20 protein-coding genes and 1 tRNA gene are annotated in these 24,933 nt (G+C 49.4%); 11 read left to right on the top strand and 10 right to left on the bottom strand.

Annotated features, from left to right (window positions below; translation table 11 throughout):
• Positions 1–167: 167 nt before the first annotated feature.
• Entirely contained in the window at positions 168–3,059 is a 2,892-nt protein-coding gene (locus AC2D8L_RS08730) for a sensor histidine kinase (protein ID WP_484685166.1), read from the bottom strand.
• Between the two features lie 229 nt (positions 3,060–3,288).
• Between AC2D8L_RS08730 and AC2D8L_RS08725 the strand changes: the two genes are divergently transcribed.
• Positions 3,289–3,365: transfer RNA gene (locus AC2D8L_RS08725), tRNA-His, on the top strand.
• A gap of 12 nt (positions 3,366–3,377) precedes the next feature.
• Here AC2D8L_RS08725 and AC2D8L_RS08720 read toward each other — a convergent pair.
• The 3 genes from AC2D8L_RS08720 to AC2D8L_RS08710 all read right to left on the bottom strand — a co-directional run bounded on the left by AC2D8L_RS08720 (position 3,378) and on the right by AC2D8L_RS08710 (position 5,867).
• Positions 3,378–4,550 (bottom strand): TadE/TadG family type IV pilus assembly protein, encoded by a 1,173-nt coding sequence (locus AC2D8L_RS08720; RefSeq protein ID WP_484685055.1) that lies wholly within the window; start codon positions 4,548–4,550, stop codon positions 3,378–3,380.
• Between the two features lie 54 nt (positions 4,551–4,604).
• Positions 4,605–5,249 (bottom strand): L,D-transpeptidase, encoded by a 645-nt coding sequence (locus tag AC2D8L_RS08715; RefSeq protein ID WP_484685054.1) that lies wholly within the window; start codon positions 5,247–5,249, stop codon positions 4,605–4,607.
• A 138-nt stretch (positions 5,250–5,387) separates the two neighbouring features.
• A complete protein-coding gene (locus AC2D8L_RS08710; protein WP_484685053.1) occupies positions 5,388–5,867 on the bottom strand; it encodes a response regulator in 480 nt (159 codons plus the stop codon).
• A gap of 85 nt (positions 5,868–5,952) precedes the next feature.
• Between AC2D8L_RS08710 and AC2D8L_RS08705 the strand changes: the two genes are divergently transcribed.
• The 6 genes from AC2D8L_RS08705 to AC2D8L_RS08680 all read left to right on the top strand — a co-directional run bounded on the left by AC2D8L_RS08705 (position 5,953) and on the right by AC2D8L_RS08680 (position 12,692).
• On the top strand, positions 5,953–6,570 hold the full coding sequence (locus tag AC2D8L_RS08705; RefSeq protein ID WP_484685052.1) for a DNA-3-methyladenine glycosylase I: 618 nt from the start codon (positions 5,953–5,955) through the stop codon (positions 6,568–6,570).
• A gap of 126 nt (positions 6,571–6,696) precedes the next feature.
• Entirely contained in the window at positions 6,697–8,181 is a 1,485-nt protein-coding gene (hisS, locus tag AC2D8L_RS08700; RefSeq protein ID WP_484685051.1) for a histidine--tRNA ligase, read from the top strand.
• A gap of 4 nt (positions 8,182–8,185) precedes the next feature.
• Entirely contained in the window at positions 8,186–9,286 is a 1,101-nt protein-coding gene (locus AC2D8L_RS08695; RefSeq protein ID WP_484685050.1) for an ATP phosphoribosyltransferase regulatory subunit, read from the top strand.
• On the top strand, positions 9,283–10,014 hold the full coding sequence (gene hisG / locus AC2D8L_RS08690; RefSeq protein WP_484685049.1) for an ATP phosphoribosyltransferase: 732 nt from the start codon (positions 9,283–9,285) through the stop codon (positions 10,012–10,014). Before AC2D8L_RS08695 ends, hisG begins: the two co-directional genes overlap by 4 nt.
• Before the next feature lie 79 nt (positions 10,015–10,093).
• The gene (locus tag AC2D8L_RS08685; RefSeq protein ID WP_484685048.1) at positions 10,094–10,861 is read left to right on the top strand and encodes a TSUP family transporter; all 768 of its coding nucleotides are present in this window, start codon (positions 10,094–10,096) and stop codon (positions 10,859–10,861) included.
• A gap of 127 nt (positions 10,862–10,988) precedes the next feature.
• Positions 10,989–12,692, top strand: coding sequence for a methyl-accepting chemotaxis protein (locus tag AC2D8L_RS08680; RefSeq protein ID WP_484685047.1), 1,704 nt, complete (start codon positions 10,989–10,991; stop codon positions 12,690–12,692).
• A gap of 74 nt (positions 12,693–12,766) precedes the next feature.
• Here AC2D8L_RS08680 and AC2D8L_RS08675 read toward each other — a convergent pair whose 3' ends face one another.
• Positions 12,767–12,994, bottom strand: a complete 228-nt coding sequence (locus AC2D8L_RS08675) for a hypothetical protein (RefSeq protein ID WP_484685046.1) — start codon at positions 12,992–12,994, stop codon at positions 12,767–12,769.
• Positions 12,995–13,045: 51 nt separating this feature from the next.
• Positions 13,046–13,381: a hypothetical protein gene (locus AC2D8L_RS08670; protein WP_484685045.1), complete on the bottom strand. Its 336-nt coding sequence runs from the start codon at positions 13,379–13,381 to the stop codon at positions 13,046–13,048.
• A gap of 1,099 nt (positions 13,382–14,480) precedes the next feature.
• On the opposite strand from AC2D8L_RS08670, the gene AC2D8L_RS08665 reads away from it, so the two are divergent.
• Positions 14,481–16,220, top strand: a complete 1,740-nt coding sequence (locus AC2D8L_RS08665; RefSeq protein WP_484685044.1) for a hypothetical protein — start codon at positions 14,481–14,483, stop codon at positions 16,218–16,220.
• Positions 16,221–16,706: 486 nt separating this feature from the next.
• Entirely contained in the window at positions 16,707–16,931 is a 225-nt protein-coding gene (locus tag AC2D8L_RS08660; RefSeq protein WP_484685043.1) for a hypothetical protein, read from the top strand.
• A 598-nt stretch (positions 16,932–17,529) separates the two neighbouring features.
• Here the strand turns inward: AC2D8L_RS08660 and groL are convergent.
• Together groL and AC2D8L_RS08650 are read right to left on the bottom strand one after the other, a co-directional pair.
• The gene (gene groL / locus AC2D8L_RS08655) at positions 17,530–19,182 is read right to left on the bottom strand and encodes a chaperonin GroEL (RefSeq protein ID WP_484685042.1); all 1,653 of its coding nucleotides are present in this window, start codon (positions 19,180–19,182) and stop codon (positions 17,530–17,532) included.
• A 50-nt stretch (positions 19,183–19,232) separates the two neighbouring features.
• Entirely contained in the window at positions 19,233–19,523 is a 291-nt protein-coding gene (locus AC2D8L_RS08650) for a co-chaperone GroES (protein ID WP_484685041.1), read from the bottom strand.
• Between the two features lie 325 nt (positions 19,524–19,848).
• Here AC2D8L_RS08650 and AC2D8L_RS08645 point away from each other — a divergent pair, with 325 nt between their 5' ends.
• The gene (locus AC2D8L_RS08645) at positions 19,849–20,988 is read left to right on the top strand and encodes a glycosyltransferase (protein ID WP_484685040.1); all 1,140 of its coding nucleotides are present in this window, start codon (positions 19,849–19,851) and stop codon (positions 20,986–20,988) included.
• Entirely contained in the window at positions 20,988–22,835 is a 1,848-nt protein-coding gene (locus tag AC2D8L_RS08640) for an ArnT family glycosyltransferase (RefSeq protein WP_484685039.1), read from the top strand. Before AC2D8L_RS08645 ends, AC2D8L_RS08640 begins: the two co-directional genes overlap by 1 nt.
• On the opposite strand, the gene AC2D8L_RS08635 is transcribed toward AC2D8L_RS08640, so the two are convergent.
• A complete protein-coding gene (locus tag AC2D8L_RS08635) occupies positions 22,832–23,284 on the bottom strand; it encodes a GNAT family N-acetyltransferase (protein ID WP_484685038.1) in 453 nt (150 codons plus the stop codon). The two genes, AC2D8L_RS08640 and AC2D8L_RS08635, sit on opposite strands and share 4 nt — an antisense overlap.
• A 5-nt stretch (positions 23,285–23,289) precedes the next feature.
• Positions 23,290–24,750 (bottom strand): sigma-54-dependent transcriptional regulator, encoded by a 1,461-nt coding sequence (locus tag AC2D8L_RS08630; RefSeq protein ID WP_484685037.1) that lies wholly within the window; start codon positions 24,748–24,750, stop codon positions 23,290–23,292.
• Between the last annotated feature and the right edge of the window lie 183 nt (positions 24,751–24,933).

Genomic DNA, 24,933 nt, shown 5'->3' with positions numbered 1-24,933 from the left:
GAGCGGTTTTGCTTGGTTTTTTGGCTGTAGTCAACGATCTACATCAAGTCAAATGGCGCGGAATTGGGGCGTGTTTTGGAATAATTCTAAACTGGAGTGAAAAACTCTATATTTATAAGAGCGCATCGGTTGAATTTTGAAGATCGTGGTGCGTCAGAATGTCGCGGTCAGCTAGCCGTTGTTGTCAATCGATCTGCTGGAATCGCGAGTTTCATCAACATGCCAGATTTGCCAAAATTGTCCAAAGACAGCGAAAACTCATTCGCTTTTGCCAATGCTTGGGTCAGCGAAAGTCCGACGCCAGAGTGCACAAGGTCGCCAGATTGATCATCGTCATTGTCGGTTTCATGATAGACGATGAATTGTTCATGTCGGTCCTGCGCGTTTTCACCCATATCTCGAACATGGATCAACAAATCCCCCGCATCATCATGAACAGCGCTCAGAACAACATTGCCACCAACTGGCGTCAACGTAACAGCGCTGGCCAAAAGGTTCATAATGGTTTGGGATAAAAGCTTTTCGTCAGCTTCTATCATGTAAGTGGTTTCTGGGATTGCACTACGCACAAATACACGTTGCGCGTTGGCTTGACTGCGAATGCGGCCAATACATTTGTTGAGCAGAAGACCCAAATCAATCTTATTGGCTGCAATTTCCATTTCGCCAATATTGAGCCGGCTTAAATCGTCAATTTCAGAAATAACCCGCTCGACCTGTTTCGTCGCCTTAGAAATGTCGTCGACATATTCCTTATATCGGTCGTTTTCCAATGGCCCATAAGCTTCGCCCTGCATCAAGCTGTTAAACCCGGCAATCGTTGCCAATGGACGTCTGATTTCTCGACTTAAAGTCGGCAATATTTTGTTGAGTTCGTCTTTTTGGTCGTCAATTTGAGCTTGTTCAACTTGCTCGGCCGATAAGAAACCTAAAATTGTCCCACTTTCTTGATCAACATCCATGCCGATCAAATGTAAATCGCAGTGCTGCGCACCGGCAAAAACCTTAATTTGCCCGCTATCTGCTTTACCGGACAGCAAATCAAGATAGGTGCCGCGTGTGCCCGTGGAGACATATTCAAGAATTGGACGATTGCGCAGTAACTCCAGCGATGGGCCGAACAGTCGGCTACCTACCTCGTCAATATCCAGCAAATATCCCGCTCTATTCAGCTGGATAAACCCGGACCCTAAAAGGGACGCGATCTTCATGATTTCTGAGCGAGTGTCGTCCGGCGAACTGGCCAAAATGCCATTGGTGTTGGCTTGCGTTTCTTCTTGTCGCGCCGTCAACATATAGGCGTTTGCACCTTGCCACACTGTTGTTTGCAGGCGCGCAGAAACATCCACTTCGCCGTCGTCCACTCGAATGATTTTGGCAACTGGGCCAAATCCATCGTCTCCGTCGTCCGCCCGTGGCAAAATCGCATCCAAACCCGCATCTCGCAAATCACCGGTCGTGTTGTGCCCCGTTAGGTCAGCCATTGCGCGATTGGCGAACAGAATGTCTTGGTCTTTGAAAATCAAAATGCCCAATGGCAATTTGTTCAACACCAAAGCTTCATCACTAAGGGCGACCAATGAAGATGGCTTTTGCTCTGTGGGTGTGGCCGACACAGGTTTCATTGAAACGACTTTGCCCAATTCTTTGGGAGATTTGGGTGCGGGGACGGTCGATGCTCTGGTTACATTTTGATTGCCGCTCTCGTCGCCAATATTGACCCGCTCATGCAAAATTCGGGACAATTCATCAAAATTATATTTTGTCGTCTTGTCGTTTTGTGCATCAGCTTGTGAAACCGCAATGGCTTCATCCGTGCTCATTTCGCGTGAAATGTGCGTGGCTGAAATGCTCCAAAGTGTCGACTCAGGTGCGTCACCCTCAGCCTCACCGTCGTCGAGCGCAGCCATTTCCTCTTGAACTGCGGTCAAACTATCATCTGGTTCAGGTTCGCCTTCCGGCTTTGAGTTTTCGAGTTCGTCCCAATCCGAGTTTACAGAGCCTTCAATTGTGTGTTGTGCAAGTAGGTCATCAACTTCAGGAAGCGCCGTATCCATCAAATCAGCGCCGATATTGTCTTCGGTGTTGTACAGATGGTCGATCAGTTCAGTTAAAGCGACTGGCGGCTTTGCAGCGGCTGTATTTTCACCTGAAGCGTTCGCATCAAGTTCTTCTTCGAGCTCTTCGGGCGTTTCAACATCAAGGTCGCTGTTAAAGGATTGGTCCTCGGCCACAGATTGGCTGTCGCCTTCTGCTTCTGCTTCTGCCTCAAGCGAAGCTTCATCCTCTGTCGGCTCGCCAAGATCAACAGGTTCTTCAATCTCTACATGAGATGGGTCTGTATCGTCCGCCGGCTGATCGTCTTGGTCTACGTCGTCGGCCTGTGATGTGTCCGCTAAGTCCGCGGCATGTGGCGCGACAATAGCTTCGTTATCTTGAGGCTGCTGTTCAGTATCGAGTGCGTCAATATCCAACACTAGCAAGGCGGCGTCAGCTTTAAGGTTGACTTTTAACAGGCTTGCATTGGTCAATGCTTCGAATGACGAGGACAGCAAAGACTTGAATTTCTCGTCATCATCCTCAGATGTAGCGCCCGCCACGATTTCGTGGTGGCCGTCAACTATGGCGTAGGTCAAAGCGGGATTGAACAATTGTTCGTCAGCAACAAGTGCAAATGCATCGCCATCAAATTGGCTGAAGTCAATCGAGTCGGTTGAAATGACCAAAAGTCCCATCGTGCCTTCTTGCAAGGGAAGGGGCACACAGGAACAAGTGGTTGAAACCGGCTTCTTGCCCATTTGGAAACGCATGCGTGAAATTGAAGCGCGGCCTTCGTGACCCAATTTTACAAGGCGAGAGACTTGACCCTTAAGCGGCACTGGGTCCGGCAAAAAGGTTAGGCCCTTTTTTTTCTTGAATTTTGAGCGAAACAGTTTTGCCGCTAAGTTGCGCCAAACAAGCTCGCTGCCATCTTCATTCCAGAACCACACAGGGCGCGGATCCAGCGCGTAACTTAAGACGCGTTGCCCAACATTCGTATAAATCCAGTCCTGATGCATAGTCACTCATACTTCCATGTGCCAATATGATACAGAATTGGCACTTTATTCACGTATATTTAAATATATCGCATCTTACGCGCGGTCCATAAAAACCGTCATCGGCCCCTGAACAGAGATGTTTCATGGTTAAGATGGGTAGGGCGTGAAAAAAAAGAAGAATTGCGAAAATCCATGCTTGCAAAGCAGATAAGAGCGTCTTATGTTCCGGCGCACAAAACAGCGATATGCCGCCTTAGCTCAGTTGGTTAGAGCACTAGTTTGTGGAACTAGGGGTCCCCCGTTCGAGCCGGGGAGGCGGTACCATCCTCAAAAAAATTATTTTGAAATTCTAGGCGGCGGTAGTCTTTTAAAGATAGCGTCGGCAAGAGACCCAATCATATCGTTTGTCGCGTCCCTGACCGTTCCGCCATAGTCGAATTTATCCCAAGGGAGCACTTGGCGCCAACCATTTTTGTGACGTGGTCCGAATAGTATAGCAACTTTATTGCCTTGATTGATTGTGGTGTCATCTTCCCAAACCGATTTTAAGCCAGCGTATGAAGTTGGCATGCCAAGTGGATATATTGCGCCACCGCCATTGATGTTTGCCCAGTTGCCCGGAGAATCCGCCGCCGCGTCAGTCCAAATAACGATAATCGGATAGATAAGTTGTTTAGTGCTGGTGGCAGTTGTCCAGTCGGTTTTCATCGCTTCGTAGAAACATTCTAGACCCGCCTCTGGCAAATCGGCACCAGCCCTTGGGATTTGGGGGTCAACAAAGTTTACATATGCGCCACGCTCATCTGGCAATTCATAGACCGGCCCTTTCCTAAAAGCGAAGGGTGAAAGGTGCGGGAAGTTCCTCTCATACCACCAACCCCATCTCGCATTGGGTCCCTCACTGTCGAAATCACGGTAGAAAATTGGGCGAACGTTGATTTTGTCGATCTTTCGACCTTTGTCTTCAGCTTCTTGCTTCAATTTTTGATCAAACGCTAAGGCATTTTGTTTTACCGCATCTAGAATTCCGCCCATGCTGCCGGTAGCATCAATGCACATCGCAATATCTATTATCACTTCAGAATGGCCGCCGACAGAAGCTGAATCAACTGCCACGTCAATCGTATCAATATTAATAAGCCCAAGGAAAAAAGTGGCAACCTGGCCTGTCGCTTTTGCTTCAACAGTGCTCGTGGCAGTGTCGACGGTGACCTCTAGTTTGACTTTGGCGCTGTCGCCAAATTGGGCTTCGAATTGCCCCAAGAAGGAGTCTTCAACCACCTTCTTGATCTGGCTTGATGTTGAATTTGGCGTCATTGACGATGTGCCGGAAAGTACCGCGGCATCAATCGCGACTTGCATATTTTTGCGTTCATTGATGGCAGTCAGATAATCGACAACACCTGCCCCTGCGACAATGAGCGCTGTCGCCAGCAGCGCAAAGATAACGACAAAAGCGCCACTTTCGTTGCGCCCAAATTGCTTAAGCTTTGAGATCAGAAAGGACATTGCAGTCAACCAAATCAGTTTAATTTGGTACAGACTCTGCGCGTTAAAGGTAAATTAAATCACAACCACACGGCTTCCAATTGAAACTCTTGTATATAGATCCTTAATATCTTCGTTCGTAAGCCGAATACATCCCGAAGACACCTTCTTACCGATCGACCAAGGTTGGGTTGTGCCGTGCAATCGATAAAGCGTGTTGCCAATATATAGTGCGCGCGCACCTAGTGGGTTATCAACGCCACCGGGCATATAGGCGGGTAGATGTGGTTCACGCTTGCGCATTTCAGCAGGCGGGGTCCAACCCGGCCATTTACGCTTCGCGGTAACTTTGTGGGTGCCTGACCATTCAAAACCACTGCGGGCAACGCCAATGCCATAGCGCATTGCGCGACCATTTTTCATCACGAGGAACAAATACCGCTTGTTTGTATCAACCACTATGGTGCCGGGCGCATGTGACGAACGATAGGCCACAACTTGGCGTAAAAATCTTGGATGCTGGTTGTAGGGGTTCTTGACCTCTAAACGATGTTTGGGCGTACCTTTTGCAATGCTCATCCCTTGGGGCGTTGCAATGTAGATTGTTTGCCCGAAATGATCTTTTGTTTTGATCAGATTGCCGTCAGCATATGCAACATTGCTCGAAGCGAGCAAACCTATGGCGCATAGCGCCGCAACAAATTTCGTAAAGTTACGCATTACTCAAACTCACCTACTGCCAACACGAAATCGCGCGGAACAATTTGAGTTAAACCTTATCTAAAGGCTCACAATAAACGGTGAAAAAGCTTGGTAAGGAAGCCGTTAGCTGAGGTGGTTTACCAATGATTAATTGGCTTAGAGCATCGCGAAATCATCATCTTCTTCGATGATGTTGGTTGCGTCATTTGCAGATGAGTCTTCAGTCTTGCGAGTTCCAAGAACTGCTTTTGCAATCGCCTTGCCAAGCTCGGTGCTGTTGACCGGTTTAATGACAACTTCGTCTGCACCCAAAGATTTAGCCCGTTCAATATTGTCGCCGCTTGCATAGGCCGTCATCACAACAACCGGGATATCTGACTGCCCTCGAAAACGCTGGTCGCGCAGCACGGTTAAAAGGCCAGCCCCGGAAACGTCGGGCATGTACCAATCCATCAAAAGGGCGTCGAACTCCTGGTCTTGCAAACAAAGCAAGGCTTCAGCGCCCGAAGAAACAGATTTTGTTGAGCCAATGCCAAGTTTTTTGAGTTGTGCTGCTGCAAGCGCACATGCATATTGATTGTCATCAACAATCAGTAAACACATCTGGTCTGGTGATTTCTCAGTTCTATGGGGCATTTGGGTGAAGACTTAACATAATTGTTAAAAGATTGTTTTACGGATTAATGCGATCCCACATAAATAGCAATAGAAAATCATAACAATGAACGAAAATATGCCGCGCTGTTTCTGGGCGGGAAACGATGAATTATACATGCGCTATCATGACACGGAGTGGGGATACCCGGTGGATGATGATGTGCGGCTATTTGAAAAAGTCTGTCTAGAGGGCTTCCAGTCTGGACTTTCTTGGCTCACCATCCTCAAAAAGCGGGAAAACTTCCGCGCGGCTTTTGACGGGTTCGACTTCAATAGAGTGGCCCATTACGGCCCGGACGAAGTTGATCGATTGCTACAGGACGCTGGGATTGTTCGACATCGTGGAAAAATTGAAGCAACGATCAACAATGCGGCGCGCGCAATTGAGATGAAAAAAGAATTTGGCTCACTTGCTGCCTATTTCTGGCAGTACGAACCCGACAACGCCGAGCGACCCGCAAATATGAGCGAAGAAGAAGTGCGAAAGCTCGCGCAGACTGATATGTCAAAGAAGCTAGCGAAAGATCTTAAAAAACGCGGATGGAAGTTTTTCGGCCCCACCACGGCCTATGCTTTTATGCAAGCCATGGGTCTAGTGAACGATCATACTGAAGACTGTTATTGCCGTGCATTGGCAAGCAAAGCACGGGCAGAATTCACCCCTCCCAAACCACATAATTGATCCGCAATATGCATGGGCATATGCGCCAATTCTAACCGCGGCTTGTGTCATCATGTCTGATCGTTTAGGAACCCCAGATGAAGCGTGTTTCTGGCGCGTTGTAAAATGAAAAAATAGAAGGCGTTTATGGCCAAGAAAACGAAACGATTAGCACCCACTTTGCCCCGAGGCTTTGTCGATCGCGATGCGATTGAGATTTCAGCTTTGGATCAAATGTTTCATCGTATTCGTACAGTCTATGAGCGCTATGGCTTTGACCCTATTGAAACACCGCTTTTTGAATATACGGAAAGCTTGGGCAAGTTTTTGCCCGATACAGATCGACCAAACGCAGGCGTGTTCTCGCTTCAAGACGATGACGAAAAATGGATGAGCTTGCGCTATGACTTGACCGCACCGCTTGCCCGTTATTTTGCGCAAAATTTTGACGCACTGCCCAAGCCGTTCCGCTCTTATCGACAAGGCTATGTATTCCGCAATGAAAAGCCGGGGCCGGGACGGTTTCGCCAATTCATGCAATTTGACGCGGACAGTGTGGGCGCACCTGACCCATCAGCGGATGCTGAAATGTGTATGATGATGGCAGACGTGCTAGATGAGTTGGGCCTTGGCGGCAAATTCATCATCCGCGTCAACAACCGTAAAGTTTTGGACGGTGTGCTGGCTCAAGCCGGTCTGGCCGACGAACCAGAAAAATCTCTTACTGTCCTGCGAGCAATCGATAAAATGGATCGATTGGGCGAAGAGGGCGTAAAGCTATTGCTGGGCGCTGGCCGTAAAGACGAGAGTGGCGACTTCACGGAAGGCGCTGGATTAGATGAAGCGCAGATCGAACGCGTGCTGGCCTATGTGACAGCCGATGCAAATGCCGAGCAAATGTTTGATGTGCTGCACACCCAGGTTGATGGCAATGAAGTAGGTACCCAAGGGGTCGCAGAACTCCAAGAAATGCAGGCGCTGTTTGATGCCGCAGGCTATTCTCGAGACAAAGTAAAAATTGACCCTTCAGTTGTTCGTGGCCTTGAATATTATACAGGCGCGGTATTTGAAGCTGAACTGACATTCCCCGTCACCAACGAGAAGGGCCAAACCGTTGTATTTGGATCTGTTGGCGGCGGTGGTCGTTATGATGGGCTTGTTTCGCGGTTCCGATCTGAACCAGTACCCGCGACAGGTTTCTCAATTGGCGTCAGTCGTCTGGCCCACGCCCTCCAATTGGTCGGCGAATTGGATGTATCTGAGAAACAGGGCCCAATCGTTGTACTGGTCATGGATAAAGACCAAATTGCTTCCTACCAGACCATGGTTTCTGAGTTGCGAAATGCAGGTATTCGCGCGGAACTGTTTTTGGGCGCATCAAAGAACATGGCCAAGCAAATGAAATATGCCGACAAGCGCAATGCGCCAGCGGTGATCATTGAAGGTTCGGACGAGCGCGAAGCCGGTGAGGTTCAAGTCAAAGACTTGGTTGCGGGTAAAATTGCCTCCAAAGAGATCACAGATAATGCTGAGTGGCGTGCAGCACGTCCGGCCCAAGTCAGCGTTAAACGTGGGGATCTCGTAGCGCATATCAAATCGCTGCTGGAGCAAGACAGCGCTGATCAGGAGTAGGTCCATGTCGACGTCCATGACTGACTTCAGTGCGCAACGCGATCAACTGAACGAGAAAATCTTAGCCGTTTCAGAACTGGTCTCTCCCGATATTTTGCAGCCTGCGGATTTGTTTTTTGATCTAGCGGGCGAAGATATTGGCCGTCGCTTGATGCTCACCAATGGGCCCGACGGTGCCACATATTGCTTGCGTCCCGACTTCACGCTGCCGATTGCCAAACAATATTTGGATGATGGCGCGGTAGGTGAAACGAAGAATTATGGCTATATCGGCCCCGTCTTTCGCCAGCGCGATCACGGTCAGTTTGAATTTGATCAAGCAGGCTTAGAGTTTCTTGCGCCAAAAGATAGCGACGCTACATTCTCCCAAGTTATGCATTTCGCGATTGAGGCCTGTGCGCTATATGGCGAAACAACCCCGCGTTTGCACTTAGGGGCCGTGGACCTGTTCGAAACACTATTGGCTCAACTTGATCTGCCAGAGGTTTGGCGCCCTCGCGTCCGGGACCGTTTTGGTCATGATGCGGCGATGGGGCGTTTGCTCGACCGGTTGGCTGTGCCTGAAAAGTTTGAGGGCCAAGGCGATCTACCTGCTGATCAGGATGAACTGATTAAAAAAGTGGCCCAAGATATGGCGGCCGCCGGGCTATCTCCCTATTCTGGTCGCCAAGCAGAAGAAATCGTTGCGCGTTATAAAGAGAAGCAAACGCTGGCTGACGCCGCGGTTTCACCAAAGACCGTTCGTGTTCTCAGAGAATTTTTGTCGATTGCTGGCCCTGCCCATGAGCAAGCTTTCCGGGTGGCGGCTTTGGCCAAGAAGGTTGGCATCAACCTCGATTTGCCACTGGAAAAACTGATGCAGCGCCTAACCGAACTAAAGGCAGCCGCGCCAAACATTGCGGTTGAATTTGACGCTGGGTTTAGCCCGCGGCTCGATTATTATACTGGTCATGTATTTGAATTGACGGCCAATAAAACCGGTGAAGTTTTAGCGTCTGGCGGTCAATATGACCGCTTGCTCGAGCGGATGGGTGCAACCGGCCGCACATCGGCAGTTGGTTGCGCAATCTGGTTAGATCGCTTGGAATTAGGAGCATCGCGATGAGCTCACTCTTGGTCGCAGTGCCATCCAAAGGGCGCTTGGAAGAAAATACGCGCGAAGCATTCGCTGAAGCCGGATTGACGATTGATCGCCCCGGTGGCGTGCGTTCTTATCTAGGTTCGATTGATGTGTTGCCCGACGTAACGGTTCGTTTTCTGTCCGCAAGTGAAATTGCCCGTGAGTTGATCAGCGGTAAGATTGACTTGGGCGTTACGGGCGAAGACCTGATCCATGAAGCCGCGGAAACCGGGATCGAACAAGTCGTGATGGCGAAATCGCTGAATTTTGGCCAAGCAGATGTTGTGGTTGCATTGCCCAAAGCATGGATTGACGTCACCGCCATGCGCGATTTGGCAGATGTCGCTTCTGACTACCGGCACCGTCATGGCATGTGGCTTCGCGTCGCGACCAAATATGTCAACTTGACCCGCCGGTATTTCGCAGCGCATGGCATTGCCGAATATCGAATTGTGGAAAGTCTTGGCGCGACCGAAGCAGCGCCAGCATCCGGTGCAGCAGAGTTGATTGTCGATATCACTTCGTCTGGTTCAACTTTAACGGCGAATGAACTCAAAGTGCCAAGTGACGGTATAATTTTGAAGTCTGAAGCCAATCTTGTTGCGTCCAAATCCGCAAATTGGTCTCCAGAAAAGAAGGCTCAACTGAGCCAACTATTGGACTATTTCGGAGCTGGGATAGGTCAGCGGGCGCTCGACGCATTGAGCGGTTAGAACAGCATTGATTGACGCAGGCCCAACCGCGATATAGCTTTTGAAACATCCTACCCACCGCACTTAAAAGAAGATTATTTTGGAACTCGAACTTACCGCTCTGCTGTTTTTGGCTGGTGCAGGCTTTCTTGCCGCATTTTTGGACGCAATAGCGGGCGGTGGTGGTCTGATTGGTCTGCCTGCGCTTTTGTCTGTTGGATTGCCCCCAATTTCTGCGTTGGCGACCAATAAGTTGCAATCAATTATTGGCACAAGCGTCGCTGCCTTCACCTATTGGCGGCGCGGCTATATCAACATCAAAGCGCTAATTTTGCCCATCGTGCTCACATTCTTGGGCAGTGTATTGGGTGCGATCACAGCAAAGTCGATGGATACGGACTTCCTGACCCTATTTGTTCCCATCCTGTTGCTGGCGGTGTCGATTTATTTCATGTTTTCACCAAAAATGACCGATGAAGCACGGCAAGAGCGACTAAAATTCGCAATATTTGCCCCCATAATGGGCTTCGCTTTTGGGTTCTATGACGGGGTTTTTGGCCCCGGAACGGGTTCGTTTTTTATTGCCGGGTTTGTCACCCTGTTTGGTCTTGGTTTAACCAAAGCGGTCGGCAACACTAAAGTACTCAATGCCATGTCCAACCTTGGAGCCCTGTTGTTTTTCATCTATGGCGGGGATGTTGTTTGGGTTGCTGGCGGTGCGATGATTGTTGGGCAAGTGGCTGGCGGATATTTGGGCGCACGCACCGGCATGAAATTTGGCGCGCGACTGATCAAACCCCTAATCGTCATCATCAGCATGACCATGGCAATTCGCTTGCTCATTCCAATTGTTGGTTGGCCATTTTAGCCATCAAAACGCAATCGATGCGTTTATGGTTAATTTAGTTTTAAGTTTGATCTTCAATACTCCTCCTAAAAATATTTGTACTGATTCTACCAAGGCTTAGAGCAGTAAATCTACCAGGAGTATCCGCATGCACAACGATCAAGATCAACGCTCCATCACCGAACGGCGCAACTTCATGGAAATGGATGAAGCGAGTTGTCAACGCATTCGGGCTGTAAAGCCAAGCATCTTGGCACATATGAAAGAGGCCATGGATCGTTTCTACGATAAGCTATCCAAAGCCCCGAGCGCGGAGAGATTGTTTAGCTCCAAGGCAGATCAAGAAAATGCTCGCAAAGCGCAAACCGCCCATTGGCATCACCTTGCTGAAGGCTTGATCGATCAAGAATTCCTACGTGCCAGTCGCAAGATCGGCGACGAAAATGCGCAAGTTGGGCTTGAGCTGAAGCATTATGTTTCCGGCTACGGCTTGATCGTTGAAAGCATCATTGAAGGTGTGATCGAAGATATGATGGAGGGGTCTGGCGGCAAGTCAGGATTTTTCGGCAAGAAAACACAACCCGATAGCCAAGAAATCGCGCGAACTGTTTCGGCAATTGTTAAAGCGTCATTGATGGATGTCGAGCTTTCAATTAGTTCCTACATTCACCGCAACCGCGTTGAAACAGATCGGGTGAACGACGAAATTCAGCGGGTAATTGAAGCGGCGCAATCCGGTGACTTCTCACAACGGGCAGATGCGCAAGTTTCAAGCGATGCGCTACAAGCCCTTGTGAACGGCATCAACAATTTGATGGACGGCGTTGATGAAGGACTAACGAGCGCTGACCAAGTGTTGAGTGCCCTAGCACAGGCAGATCTGAACCCCCGCATGGAGGGTCGCTTTGAGGGGGCGTTTGGCCAGCTGCAAGGCAATATTAATTCAGTTGCGGAGCAGCTTTCAAAGTTAATTTCGCAAATTCAAGATACGTCAGGCTCGCTCAAGACCGCGACACAGGAAATCCTGACCGGTGCAAATGATCTAAGCGAACGAACTACCCGACAAGCGTCTGCCATTGGGGAGACGTCGGCGACGATTAAGCACCTTTCTGAGACCGTTGGCGAAAACACTAAGGAGGCCAACCAAGCCATGCAGCACGCAGATGATGTGCGTAAGACCGCTGAACAGGGTGGCGAAGTGATGGTGAATGCCAGCAACGCCATGGAGCGGATTACGTCCTCTTCTGCGAAGATCTCGAACATTATCGGCATGATTGATGACATCGCATTCCAAACCAACTTGCTGGCGCTGAATGCTTCGGTGGAAGCAGCGCGGGCCGGGGAAGCAGGCAAGGGATTTGCCGTTGTGGCGGTGGAAGTGCGGCGCTTGGCGCAGTCGGCAGCGCAGGCTTCATCCGAAGTTAAAGTGCTGATCGAACAGTCAGCAACTGAAGTGGGTGAGGGCACCAAATTGGTGGCTGAAGCATCTGAAAAACTTCAGGCCATGGTGGATGCGGCGCGTAAAAACAACGAGTTGATGGGTTCAATCGCCAAGAACTCGAGCGAGCAAACAAATGCCATTGATGAAATTCGAGCCGCGGTTTCTCAGATTGACGAAATGACCCAGCATAATGTGGCCCTGGTGGAAGAAACCAACGCTGCTATTGAGCAGACCGAACAACGCTCAAGCGAACTCGATAAGATTGTCGAAGTGTTCAAAATCAATGGCGACCGGGTTAGCTACGCTGCACCAGCGGCTGTGGCCGTTGCACCAGCACCCCAACAAGATGTCCGCGCGACATATGGGGTTTCCGGCAATGCGGCGATTTCTGAAGAATGGGCTGAGTTCTAAGACCACCAAAGATTTGAATTGCAACAGGCGTGGCCAATTTGGCCGCGCCTTTTTGTTTCGATCCTATGGTCACGTCAGCCAACCGCTTCGCGCCGATCCTTAAGCCGCGCGGCCCAACAGGCCAACGCATAGATCCAGGATATGGCGAACAGCACGAGCCCGAAAAATGCCAAAAATGCCGACGCCACGAGGATAAATGCCATCAGCGTAAGCAAAAGCTGAATTGTGCCCTGCACCCAATATCCAATGACGATATTGCCTAGCCCGGGAACCAACAGGTTCAAAAAGAATGCGATAGCCATTTTCATCTGCTGTCCCCAAGGGCTTTGGGCACGTCCAATTTAGTCGGATAACTAGTTGAACGTACACATTACATTGCCAAAGCTGCCATTTGAGTTGATGTAACGGAACGTGATTTGTTCACCGTTATTGTACTGAGAAAGCAAGTCTTTATATGTGTTTTTGTCAACATAGATTTCCCAGCCGTCACATGCAGTACCTGTGTAGAAGCCATGGCAACCGCCAGCCCATTTTCCTGGAGCGCTGGTGGTACATTCGGCGACGGAGGAATAGGCTGTGCCGTTCGCGCCCCGATAGGCGATGAAGAACTCTTTTGCTTGAATAAGTGTAGGCGCCAGCGCCAATGATGAAAATGTAAGCGCGGCAACTAGTTTATGACGAATGCCCATGTCGGTGTCCCTCGTTGATTTATGTTTCGATCTCGAACAGATCACCTGGCGACAGCAAAAACAATTAGGACAGATGTACTAGTGGGGGAGTGAAAAGAACCCCAACACAAAACCCGCCGCACTGCATTTACAGTGGACGTGAGTTCGGCGGGGGTTCCGGGGTAGGCCCTACGGGCCGACGGCGGAAATGTGAACCCGGCGGGGGTGCCGGGGACGGGAGCGCAGCGACCAACGGCGGCGCGAAAGGAGTTGCAGCATGCGAGGTCTTTATTGTCTCGTTATGCGCGAAGAATGTTTAAATGAGACCATAATGACCTCGCATGTGGTGATTTGGCTTTTCAACTCAGCTGCCCTCGGGTGCTAAACCCTTTTATCCCATTACCTGCATCGTGCTTGCTGTTTTGAGCGTCGCAACGCTCCAAATCACACCTCAATTGAGGCAAATGGGAACAGACCCATTGATGACTTATGGCTGCCTTCGGTGTCTGGCAGGACAAGTTGATATTGAAAGGCTCCAAGCCGCAAACGTCTTGCGACCCATCACCATCTTTCAACAGGCTGGTCTGATCAAAATCCCACTAGTGGGTCAGTATGCCAACCTGGCCACTTCCTGCCCGTCGGCAAGCTGCGTGGTTGAATGAAAGATGGGGTAATGATGGCATAGGTTTGTGAGGGCGGGGATAAGATTTTGTTGATAGATATCCTGCAAACAGTATAACTTTGGGTTTAGTCCAATAATGACAATATCTTTATTGAGGATTTGGTCTCGAATGTTGGAGCGCCCGGTTGATACAAACAAAGCTTGGCACCCGAGATAAGTTTTAGAATTTTTTGACTATTTGATTGATTTTGGAAAACCATGCCAGATTTACAGAATGACATTGTGGGGCAAGTCGCGAGATTGCCGCTCAAACCGTCTGAAGCCAATGCCCTACTTCCTCTATTCGAGGCGATTAGCAATTCATTGCACGCAATAAATGAAAAGTTCGGCGATGATGGCCATGCCGAAAAGGGTCGGATAGATATCGAAGTTATTCGTAGAGATGAATGCGAAGAAGATGCCGTTATTGGGTTTAAGATTTCAGACAATGGGATAGGATTGGACGACGACAATTATAGGTCTTTTTGCACTCCATTTTCGCAACATAAAATTGGGAAAGGTGGAAAAGGTGTAGGACGTTTGGGGTGGCTCAAGGTGTTTGGAAGAACCAACGTCAAGTCTCGCTTCAAAAACGGAACCGGGTTAAGCAATCGAGAGTTCGATTTCGTGCTCAGAGACAAAAATCAGATTGACCTGAAAGATCAACCTTCTGTTGACGTTGACTACACCGGCACCTCTGTCAGCATGACCGATTTCAAAGAAGCGTTTGGCGGGAAGTGTCCTGTAAAACGCGATACAATTGTTCAACGTATCGTTGGTCACTTCTTGCCAATCTTCGCCGGAACAAAATCCCCCAAGATGTATTTGCACGACAATGAAATTATCGACATTCAAGAGGTGTTTGATTCCAAGATTGTGACCTCGGAAGAAGTGATGATCGACATTGAAATCGATGATGTCACTCAACCGATTTTGATAAGACACATGCGGTGCGACAAAAGCATCAGACCCAAAGGTTCCGTAAATAACTGGATGTGTTTTTGTGCCAATGATCGCGGCGTTAAGGAGTTTGGAATTGACGATCAAATTGGCCTAAAATCGTTGGGAGGGGATCAGATTTATGTCGGTACCGTTACTGGCGACTATCTTGACGTACACGTGAATCCGCAAAGAACTGACTTTATCTTTGATGCGGAGGAAGGACGTCAAATTCGCCGTCAAGTCGCCGCCAGTGTTCGAGAGTTCCTAAAGGAGTATATCGATAAAGCGCTCGCCCAAAAGAAGGTACTATCGAACACGGTAATTCACAAAAACCCACAATATCTCTATTTGAAGTCTGAAATGGACGACTTTGTAACTGGGTTGAAGCCAAGCAGCAACAACGAAGAAAGTATCTTCGTTGAAATGGCCCAACACAGATACCGTCGACAGAGAAAATTTACCGGTATCAAAAGAGATATTGTTGGTGCGCAGTTATATGACACCGCGATCGCAGACAAAGTTGAAGAATACCAAAAATATATTAAAGACGACAAAAAGGGCTCTTTGGCAGAGTATGTTGTTCGAAGAAAGTCTGTTTTAGACCTGCTTGAAAAACTGAAAGGTTTCAATGACGACGAAGCCGAAGACAAGCATCACCTTGAGGATGCTGTGCATCAGTTGATTTGCCCAATGACAATTGATTCTAGCAAATTGGAAATTGAAGATCACAACCTCTGGATTCTTGACGACCGACTGGCCTTTTTCTCATATTTTGCGTCGGACAAACCCATCCGATCTTACACCGATGTCGACTCTGGCAGGGAACCAGACATTGCTTTTTTTTACGACTCTTGCGTAGCTTGGAGAGAAAGCGATCGTTCTTGTGACACTGTAATCCTAGTCGAATTCAAGCGACCTGGAAAACAATCGTATACTGACAAAACTGATCCGTTCATGCAACTCATGGACTATGTAACGTTATTTAAGTCAGGTGATACGGTGAAAGATAAAGCTGGAGGTGTGATATCCGGTATAGGCGAGAATACTGCGTTTCATTGCTATATCGTCGCTGATCTAACCAAAGGACTACGAAAACGGTTACGCGGAACCTTTGAGCCAACGCCGGACGGCAAGGGTTTGTTTGGCTACACTCGGGGGCCCTCCGCCTATGTCGAAGTAATTCCCTACGACAAACTTCTTAATGATGCACAGGCAAGGAATGCCATATTCTTCAACAAACTTGGTCTGGCAGATTGATGGGCAATTGAGATATCTTTGCCTCAAACATATGCCAGTAAATACCCTGTCTGCAGGATAGATAGGCGCGACCAAACAGTTGACCGGGGGCCTCAACAACGAGTTGTTTCGCCAGCCTTGTCTCTCGCTTGCTTAAAATTGATGGAACGCGCCAGTCGGCGGGGCTGCTGAGGAAGCGTACGGAGTACGCGGCGGCGGTGTAGCAACACTCCCCCTACACATGTTTAGCAAATCAGATTAAGGTCGCTTTCAAGGTTAGCCACAAGCTGATCCCGGGGCGTAGTAACCCCTCACAAAGCGGCTGATATCAGCCGAAATGATGTCTCTCTTACCTATTAGGGTCGGGGAGGCAATGGCGCATGTCCAGAACCTTCGGGTTTAAAGGTCATTGCGGTCGTCTTTGTGCGGCTTACTAACTCCCCGGCTACCAGAGCATGAAGCTTTGGTGGCCGATTTGTTTTTTGCAAAGACTTTGGGAGATACTCAATGGACAATTCAATTTTCAATCAAGTTATTCAAGCCAATGCTGAGGCCATCATTCTCGTGTTGGTGATTTGCGTTGTTTTTCTGGCAGCGCTGGTTCCGTTTTTGTCGGCAGCAATTGTACGCCTAAAAGAGCCGCGATATAGCGTGGCGGATCACCCGAAACACAAGAAGCTGGTGACGATTTATCGTGACCAAAATGGCGACTTGCATGTGGAGAAGCATTGACTGGCTTTATGCTCCACCGTCATTCCCGCGAAGGCGGGAATTCAGGTCGGAATATCGTCAAGCACAAAAGCTGCGGTTTTTGGACAGTCAGACCTGGATCCCCGCCTTCGCGGGGATGACGGTTGGGGGAGTGATCGGGGCTTGCATTTTTTTCGTTCACGGGGCGCACCGCAATTTGCATGACGGCCTACACACTAGTGTGTCCGGCCTATGCGATTTGCTGCACCTGCGCGGGCGCGGGCGCATTTTTTGTCTCGCGCCGACGGGCTGGAAGTTGGTCGGGGTCCTCAGCATTATTGCGCTTCGCCTTGTCCGAAAACCGGTTCCCACTTTTCGGAGCTCAGCCGAAGCTCGTCCGTCTTTTCCCTCGCTTGCTCTGAGTTTGTTGGGCACACCAATTGGCGGGGGTGCCGGGGTCGGGAGCGTAGCGACCAACGGTGGCGCGAAAGATGCTCGGGGAAACTCGCTTGCTCAGAATTTATGTTGGGCACCAATCGGCGGGGGTGCCGGGGTCGGGAGCGCAGCGACCAACGGCGGCGCGAAAAAAAGGGCGATCCGAAGACCGCCCTTAAATCTATAGAACGTTTGAGGGGTGAGCTTAGAAGCCCATGCCACCCATACCGCCCATGCCACCCATATCAGGTGCGCCACCGCCACCAGCAGGAGCTGCTGGAGCAGGAAGTTCTGCAACCATAGCTTCTGTAGTGATCAACAATGAAGATACAGATGCTGCATCTTGAAGAGCTGTACGTACAACTTTAACAGGATCGATGATGCCCATTGCAATCATGTCGCCATATTCAGATGTTTGCGCGTTGTAGCCGTAAGTTTCTGAAGAGTTTTCAAGAACTTTACCAACAACAACTGAAGCTTCGTCGCCAGAGTTTGTAGCAATCTGACGGATTGGAGCTTGAAGCGCACGCTGAACAATTTTGATGCCTGCATCTTGGTCAGCGTTTACGCCTTTAACAGTTAGAGCAGATGAAGCGCGAAGTAGAGCAACGCCACCACCAGCAACAATGCCTTCTTCAACCGCAGCGCGAGTTGCGTTCAATGCATCGTCAACGCGGTCTTTGCGTTCTTTAACTTCAACTTCAGTTGAACCGCCAACTTTAATAACAGCAACACCGCCAGCCAATTTAGCCAAACGCTCTTGAAGTTTTTCGCGATCATAGTCAGAAGAAGTTTCTTCGATTTGCGCTTTGATTTGGCCAACACGACCTTCGATGTCGTCTTTAGTGCCTGCGCCATCAACGATTGTTGTTGTTTCTTTAGTGATGTCGACTTTCTTTGCAGTGCCGAGCATATCCAAAGTAACAGTTTCAAGCTTGATACCAAGATCTTCTGAAATCACTTGGCCGCCAGTTAGGATTGCGATGTCTTCAAGCATTGCTTTACGACGATCACCAAAACCAGGTGCTTTAACCGCAGCAACTTTAAGGCCACCACGAAGACGGTTCACAACCAATGTTGCCAAGGCTTCGCCTTCAACATCTTCTGCAATGATCAAAAGTGGACGTGAAGACTGAACAACAGCTTCAAGGATAGGCAACATTGCTTGTAGGTTTGAGAGTTTTTTCTCGAACAACAAGATGTAAGGGTCTTCAAGCTCAGCAACCATTTTTTCTGTGTTTGTGCAGAAATATGGTGAAAGGTAACCGCGGTCGAACTGCATGCCTTCAACAACGTCAACAGTTGTCTCAGAAGTTTTAGCTTCTTCAACAGTGATCACGCCTTCGTTGCCGACTTTTTCCATTGAGCGAGCGATTTCTTCACCGATGAAAGCTTCACCGTTTGCAGAGATCGTACCCACTTGGGCTACTTCTTCGCTTGTAGAAATGTTCTTTTTAGCTTTAGCCAAGTTGTCAACAACTTCGGTCACAGCCAAATCGATGCCGCGCTTAAGATCCATTGGGTTCATGCCAGCAGCAACAAGCTTAACGCCTTCAACCACGATTGACTGAGCCAAAACCGTAGCAGTTGTTGTGCCGTCACCAGCGATATCGTTTGTTTTTGAAGCAACAGACCGCACCATTTGCGCGCCCATGTTCTCAAACTTATCTTCTAGATCGATTTCTTTAGCAACAGAAACACCATCTTTAGTGATGCGTGGTGCGCCGAAAGATTTATCTAGAACGACGTTACGGCCTTTTGGGCCCAATGTAACTTTAACAGCATTTGCAAGGATGTTGACGCCGTTTAGCATCTTGTCGCGTGCGTCGGTGCCGAATTTTACTTCTTTAGCAGACATTGTGTTTGCTCCTTAGAACTTATCAAGAATGGGGGTGATCGAGGTTAAACTTAACCTTCGACGATGCCCATGATGTCGCTTTCTTTCATGATCAATAGGTCTTCGCCATCGATCTTGACTTCTGTGCCTGACCATTTGCCAAACAACACGCGGTCACCGGCTTTAACATCAAGAGCGATGTATTTGCCGTCTTCGTCGCGCGTACCTGGGCCGACAGAAACAATTGCGCCCTCAGATGGTTTTTCTTGGGCTGTGTCTGGAATGATAATGCCGCCTGAAGTTTTCTCTTCAGAATCGACACGACGTACGACTACTCGGTCGTGAAGTGGACGGAAGCTCATGCTCGTTCCTTCAATTTGATAATTCATGTTTAATAACAAAGGTTGTTAGCACTCTTTATGTCGGAGTGCTAACAACCAACGGCACACAGATAGTAAGCCCATCAAATAGAGTCAAGGATAAGTGCTTGAAATTTTGTTTTGGCCGTGCTGCAAAATGGGCCTAATTCAGCGATATTCTGCTGAGGGAGCTGCCGCAAGAGCGGGGACAAATAGTCAAAATAGATTTCATTTAACTTGAACATTTGCCTTTTTGTGCCCAGTTGCGTAAGCCTTCGCCCAACACTGATCAGAGATAAGTCGCGCAACAACGCGACGAGAGAATGTAATGGATCTCAAAACAAAACCTGAAGCCGATCAAAACCCCAAAAGCGGCGCACCACAACTGTCCTTGGTGGTGCCTACTTTTAACGAAGCGGGCAATGTTGCTGTGCTGGTTGAAAAACTGGAAAATGTGCTGGTTGATATTGACTGGGAAATCACGTTTGTTGATGACAATAGCCCAGATGGCACAGCTGAGATCGTAAAAGAGCTGGGGCAGTCAAAACCCTACGTTCATTGCATTAAGCGGGTCGGGCGTCGTGGATTGTCGTCCGCGTGTATTGAAGGCATGGCGTCAAGTTCTGCGCCTATCGTTGCGGTGATGGACGGCGACCTGCAGCATGATGAAACCGTTCTGCCCAAAATGTTCGAAATGGTCAACGCAGGCAAAGACCTTGTTTTGGCGTCGCGCTTTTATGGTGGGCAAACCGCTGAAGAGGGCCTCAGCAAATTCCGCGAAATGGGATCAAATGTTGCCAATTGGATCGCAAACCTGATCACGGGCACCAAAATTTCAGACCCGATGACCGGCTTCTTCATGCTTAAGCGCGAACGGTTTGACCAGGTTATGCCTAAGCTTTCCAGCGAAGGATTTAAAATCCTGCTCGATATCATCGCAACCGCCCGGAATATTGGCAAGCCGTTTGATATTGGCGAAGTTGGATTTAAGTTCCGTGCGCGTCATGATGGCGAGAGCAAGATGAGCCCATTGGTTGCCGCCCAGTTCTTGGGCCTTGCTATATCCAAAATGGTCGGTGGTTTGCTGCCCGTCAGCTTCATTCTATTTGCCGCTGTCGGCGCATTTGGCGTGATCGTGCATTTGGCGACGCTTACGTTTGCTTCTGAGCGAATGGCGTTTAACTTCACAAATGCGCAATTGCTGGCAACGTTGGTTGCGATGATATCAAATTTCCATCTCAACAACATACTGACCTACGCCAATCAGCGTCTGCGTGGCCTCAAATACTGGCAAGGGCTACTTAGCTTTATTGCAGTTTGTGCTTTTCCAGCGATTGCGAACGTGTCTATTTCGACCTTTATTTATGAACAGAACTCTCTGTTCTATCTGGCGGCGATCGCTGGCATCATCATTTCGATGGTGTTCAACTACGCGATGACGCGCATCTTTACGTGGCGCGTCAGCTAATGAACGGGCAAGGCCTGCAACTGCGCCATAGTCTTGCGCCCCCTAAAGGGCAAATTCGCACGGCCATCTTCTGGCTAGTCGCGATTACTGCGCTCTATCGTTTGTGGGGTGCGTGGTCGATTGATCTTGTGATTGGTGAAGCCTATTATTTGAGCTCTGCCCGCCAGCTTCATCTGGGATATTTTGATCAACCGCCAATTTTCATTTGGGTCATTTGGCTGACGAAAACACTTACCGGAAGTGAAGCGCCATGGCTTCTTCGCCTACCGTTCATCCTGATGTTTTCAGGTGCGACATGGCTGTTTTATCGCATTGGCGCACGGTTGCATTCCGAACGTGCGGGACTGTTCACCGCCATCATCGCCAATATCCCCATATTGTTCACGCTATCCATTGGGTCCTGGATGCAACCAGAGTCTCCTCTAACGCTGACTTGGCTCATCGTGGTTTGGCTATTGATGGACATTTTCTTCGGCCCTGAAAAGCGCACCCCACTTCGCAGCTGGATTTGGGTGGGCTTCTGGGTCGGCATAACCTTCATGACCAAATATCACGCGGTGTTTTTGGTCTATGGTACCGGGCTGTTTATTCTGATCAACAAAGATGCCCGCAAATGGCTGTTCCACCCCGGTCCCTATTTGGCCGTGTTGATAGCAGCGGTCATCTCGCTGCCCGTTCTCATTTGGAACATGCAAAACGACATGGCATCATTTGTATTTCAAGGCAGTCGCGCCTTTGGGGAAGCGTTCCACCTTGATTGGCTTTTGCGCATGATTGGCGGCCAGCTGATTTACATTACCCCCTGGATTGCATTGCCTGCACTTTGGGTTGGGTTGCGCGCTTTGTTCAAAGGTTCTTCGGGCATTTACCCTGCTGACACACCCGTTGGGATGAGCTTTTTCTTTCTCATGTTGGCCCACGGCCCCATACTCTTTTTCACAGCAGTTGCCGCATGGTCAGATGCCCAATTCCATTTTCACTGGCAAGCGCCGGGCTATATGATGTTGTTTCCCATATTGGGCGCAACTACCGCCATCGCGTTTAACAGGTTTCGTACCATTGTTGTCGCATGGTTTGCGATTGGTGCTCTTCTGAGCGCATTGGTGATGAGCGTATTGATAACCCATGCGATGACTGGGTGGGCGAGGGACTATTTCCCGCAAGGCGAGGACCCTACTGGCGGTGCGTGGCGTTGGCACGAACTTGAACAATATTTTGAAAATGAAGGTGTTTTTGACGCTGAAAACACGTTTATTGCGGGTTATTTCTGGATTGAATGTGGTCAAATCGACAATGTTGTACGTGGCCGCAAGCCTCTGGCATGTTTGGCGGATGACCCACGCAATACCGCGTTTAACATTGACTTGCTGGAGCATGCCGGGTCTGACGCCTATATCGCCGCCATTTGGCATTCTGATGAAAAGATAATCGCCAATCTCTCAAATGTGTTTGAGACGGTGGAACGTGTCGGCGAAGTGGACATCATGCGCAATGGGTTTCCCGCGATGCGGCCCGTCCGCATATTCAAAGCGCAAAACCTGTTGGCTGAACGAGAATGGCATGGTCTTGGCAGTTCTAGAGTTGAACTGACATTGTTGCCACGCACGCAGGTGGCAAAATTGTCTGGCACAATAGAACGTGACCCGGCCTCAACCCTTGAAATCGTCGACTTGTGGTTGGATGACGCTTTGGTAGGTACAATTTCGCTGACGGGCTGGAAGCAAGAGTTTGAGTTTGAGCCCGAACGCAATTGGGGTGTTGGGATGCGCAAATCGCAGCTTCGACTTGAAAGCAGGAGCGGGGTAGATATTCGCTTTGACAAACTGTCTGTGGTGTTTAGCGACTAAGCCCGATACGCGCGAAGCATGTAAGTATCGAGCGCATCCGAACTGGTAATCTCAAAGCCATTGCGCAAGTAAAAATCCTGTGCGGGGCTTTCATTAAGCACCATTAGGGTCAGGTCTTTTTGTAATGCGTTCGCATGTTCAATCACTTTGTCCATCATCAAGCGCCCAACGCCATGGCCCTGAAATCGCGGCTGAACATACAAATGGCCTAGATAAAGCCCGTCATCTTTGGGCATAACAGCATAGCAGCCAACCAGCTCATCGCCGTCGAGCACCAGCGTTGTGCATTCAGGCTGATATTCGTTGATGAAGCGTTGTCGTACACGCTCGGGGTCAAACCGACCCAAATGTTCCAAACTCGGACGCATCGCGTCAAGCCGAAGCGCAATCAGGCGCTCCAAGTCGGCCGAAGTGGCTGGGGCAAATGAATATACTATTTCAAAGGACATAAAAACTAAGCGGCGTTGCGTTCTTGTGCTTCAAGCTTTTCCCAAGACTGTTTTTTCCGGTAAATCGTCGATGGACTTATTTCGAGCGCAGCTGCGGCTTGCGAAATATTGCCGCCAAATGCGGCCAAAGCATCCTCGATGATTTTTTGCTCTTGCCGCCACAATGGCTGCATTTGCGCGACCGCACTCTGGGCGTGACGGTTTGGAATATGGGTGTTTGGCACGGGTGCTGGGGCTGTGACCGGACCAGCATTGGCTTCAACGTCCGCAAGGCGAGACATGCGCGATGTCACCAATTCGCCATCATGCATAACAACGATCCGGCGGATAAGGTTCTGTATTTGGCGCACATTGCCCGGCCATTCGCGGGCCATAAACTGGTCAGCGGTATCCCGATCAAATCCAAGAAAGTTTTTGCCCTCTTCTTTGGCGTAAATGCGCAAGAAGTTTTCTGCAATCGGCATAATGTCGGCCGGGCGCTGACGTAGCGGCGGCAAATGGATTGGCAAGACGTGCAGGCGATAAAACAGATCTTCGCGGAATTGCTTATCCGCGATCAATTGCATGGGGTTGCGGTTGGTGGCGCAAATGATGCGCACATCCAACTCACGCGGCATGGCTTCGCCAACCCGGTTGATCGATCCGGTTTGCAAAAAGCGCAATAGTTTTGCCTGCAAACTTAAATCCAGTTCGCCAATTTCGTCGAGGAAGAGTGTGCCATTGCTTGCAAGTTCAGCGGCACCTTCACGGTCTTCCATCGCACCGGTGAACGCGCCTTTTACAACGCCAAACAACTCCGTTTCCATCAGGTCGCGAGGGATCGCGCCGCAATTGATGGCGACAAATCTGCCTGCTGCACGAGGTGAACGCGCGTGAAGGGCTTCCGCGCAAACTTCCTTACCCGTGCCGCTTTCACCTGTAATGAATACAGGTGCGCTGGATGGGGCAATTCGGCCAATCTGTTCGTAAATGACTTGCATCTGAGCAGACGCACCAACAAAGCCTTCAAAGTCCAAAACTTCATCATTTGATTTTGGCTGGGCGAATTGACGTCGCTTGCCGTGGCGCACGGAAAGTTCTTCCAAACGCTCAAACAGCATGGTGGCAGAAACGGGCTTTGCAAAATAATCGTGCGCGCCGGAGCGCATGGCTGCAACAGCCATCGAAACCGAGCCGCCATCAGAAAGCGCGAGCACAAGCGAACTTGGTGCTTGGCTGGTCAGGCGCAAAAGAGCGGCCTCTGTATTTTGATCTAAATCGGAAATAGATGAGAAATCGCAGATAACAATGTCGAAACTGGCGGATTTCAAAGCGCTAAGAGCGGAGCGTCCATCGACCACATGCGCACAAGTCGCATCTTCTCCCCATTCCTTGGAAAGGTGTGCACCGCAGCTTTGAGCAACGCTATTGTCTCGGTCGACAACAAGCACTTGGGTAGGACATGACAAGCCATTTGCAACAGGCATTATGGCACTTCTCCCGATTCTGGGTCTTCAATTAGCATTCTTGCTTGTCCCAATATCCGCCAAATAGGGTAAACAAAGTGTGTGCAAGTGACCCATAATCGAAAATATTTCGCAATTCGGCTTATTCACATCTCATCATTGGGGCTCTTTGAACCTCACGTCGGAGATGCTAAGAGTGTAATC

The organism is Maritalea sp. YIW29 (genome assembly GCF_057219265.1).
The sequence above is the reverse complement of the archived record's forward strand: the minus strand, read 5'-3'. Positions and strand labels throughout refer to the sequence as shown.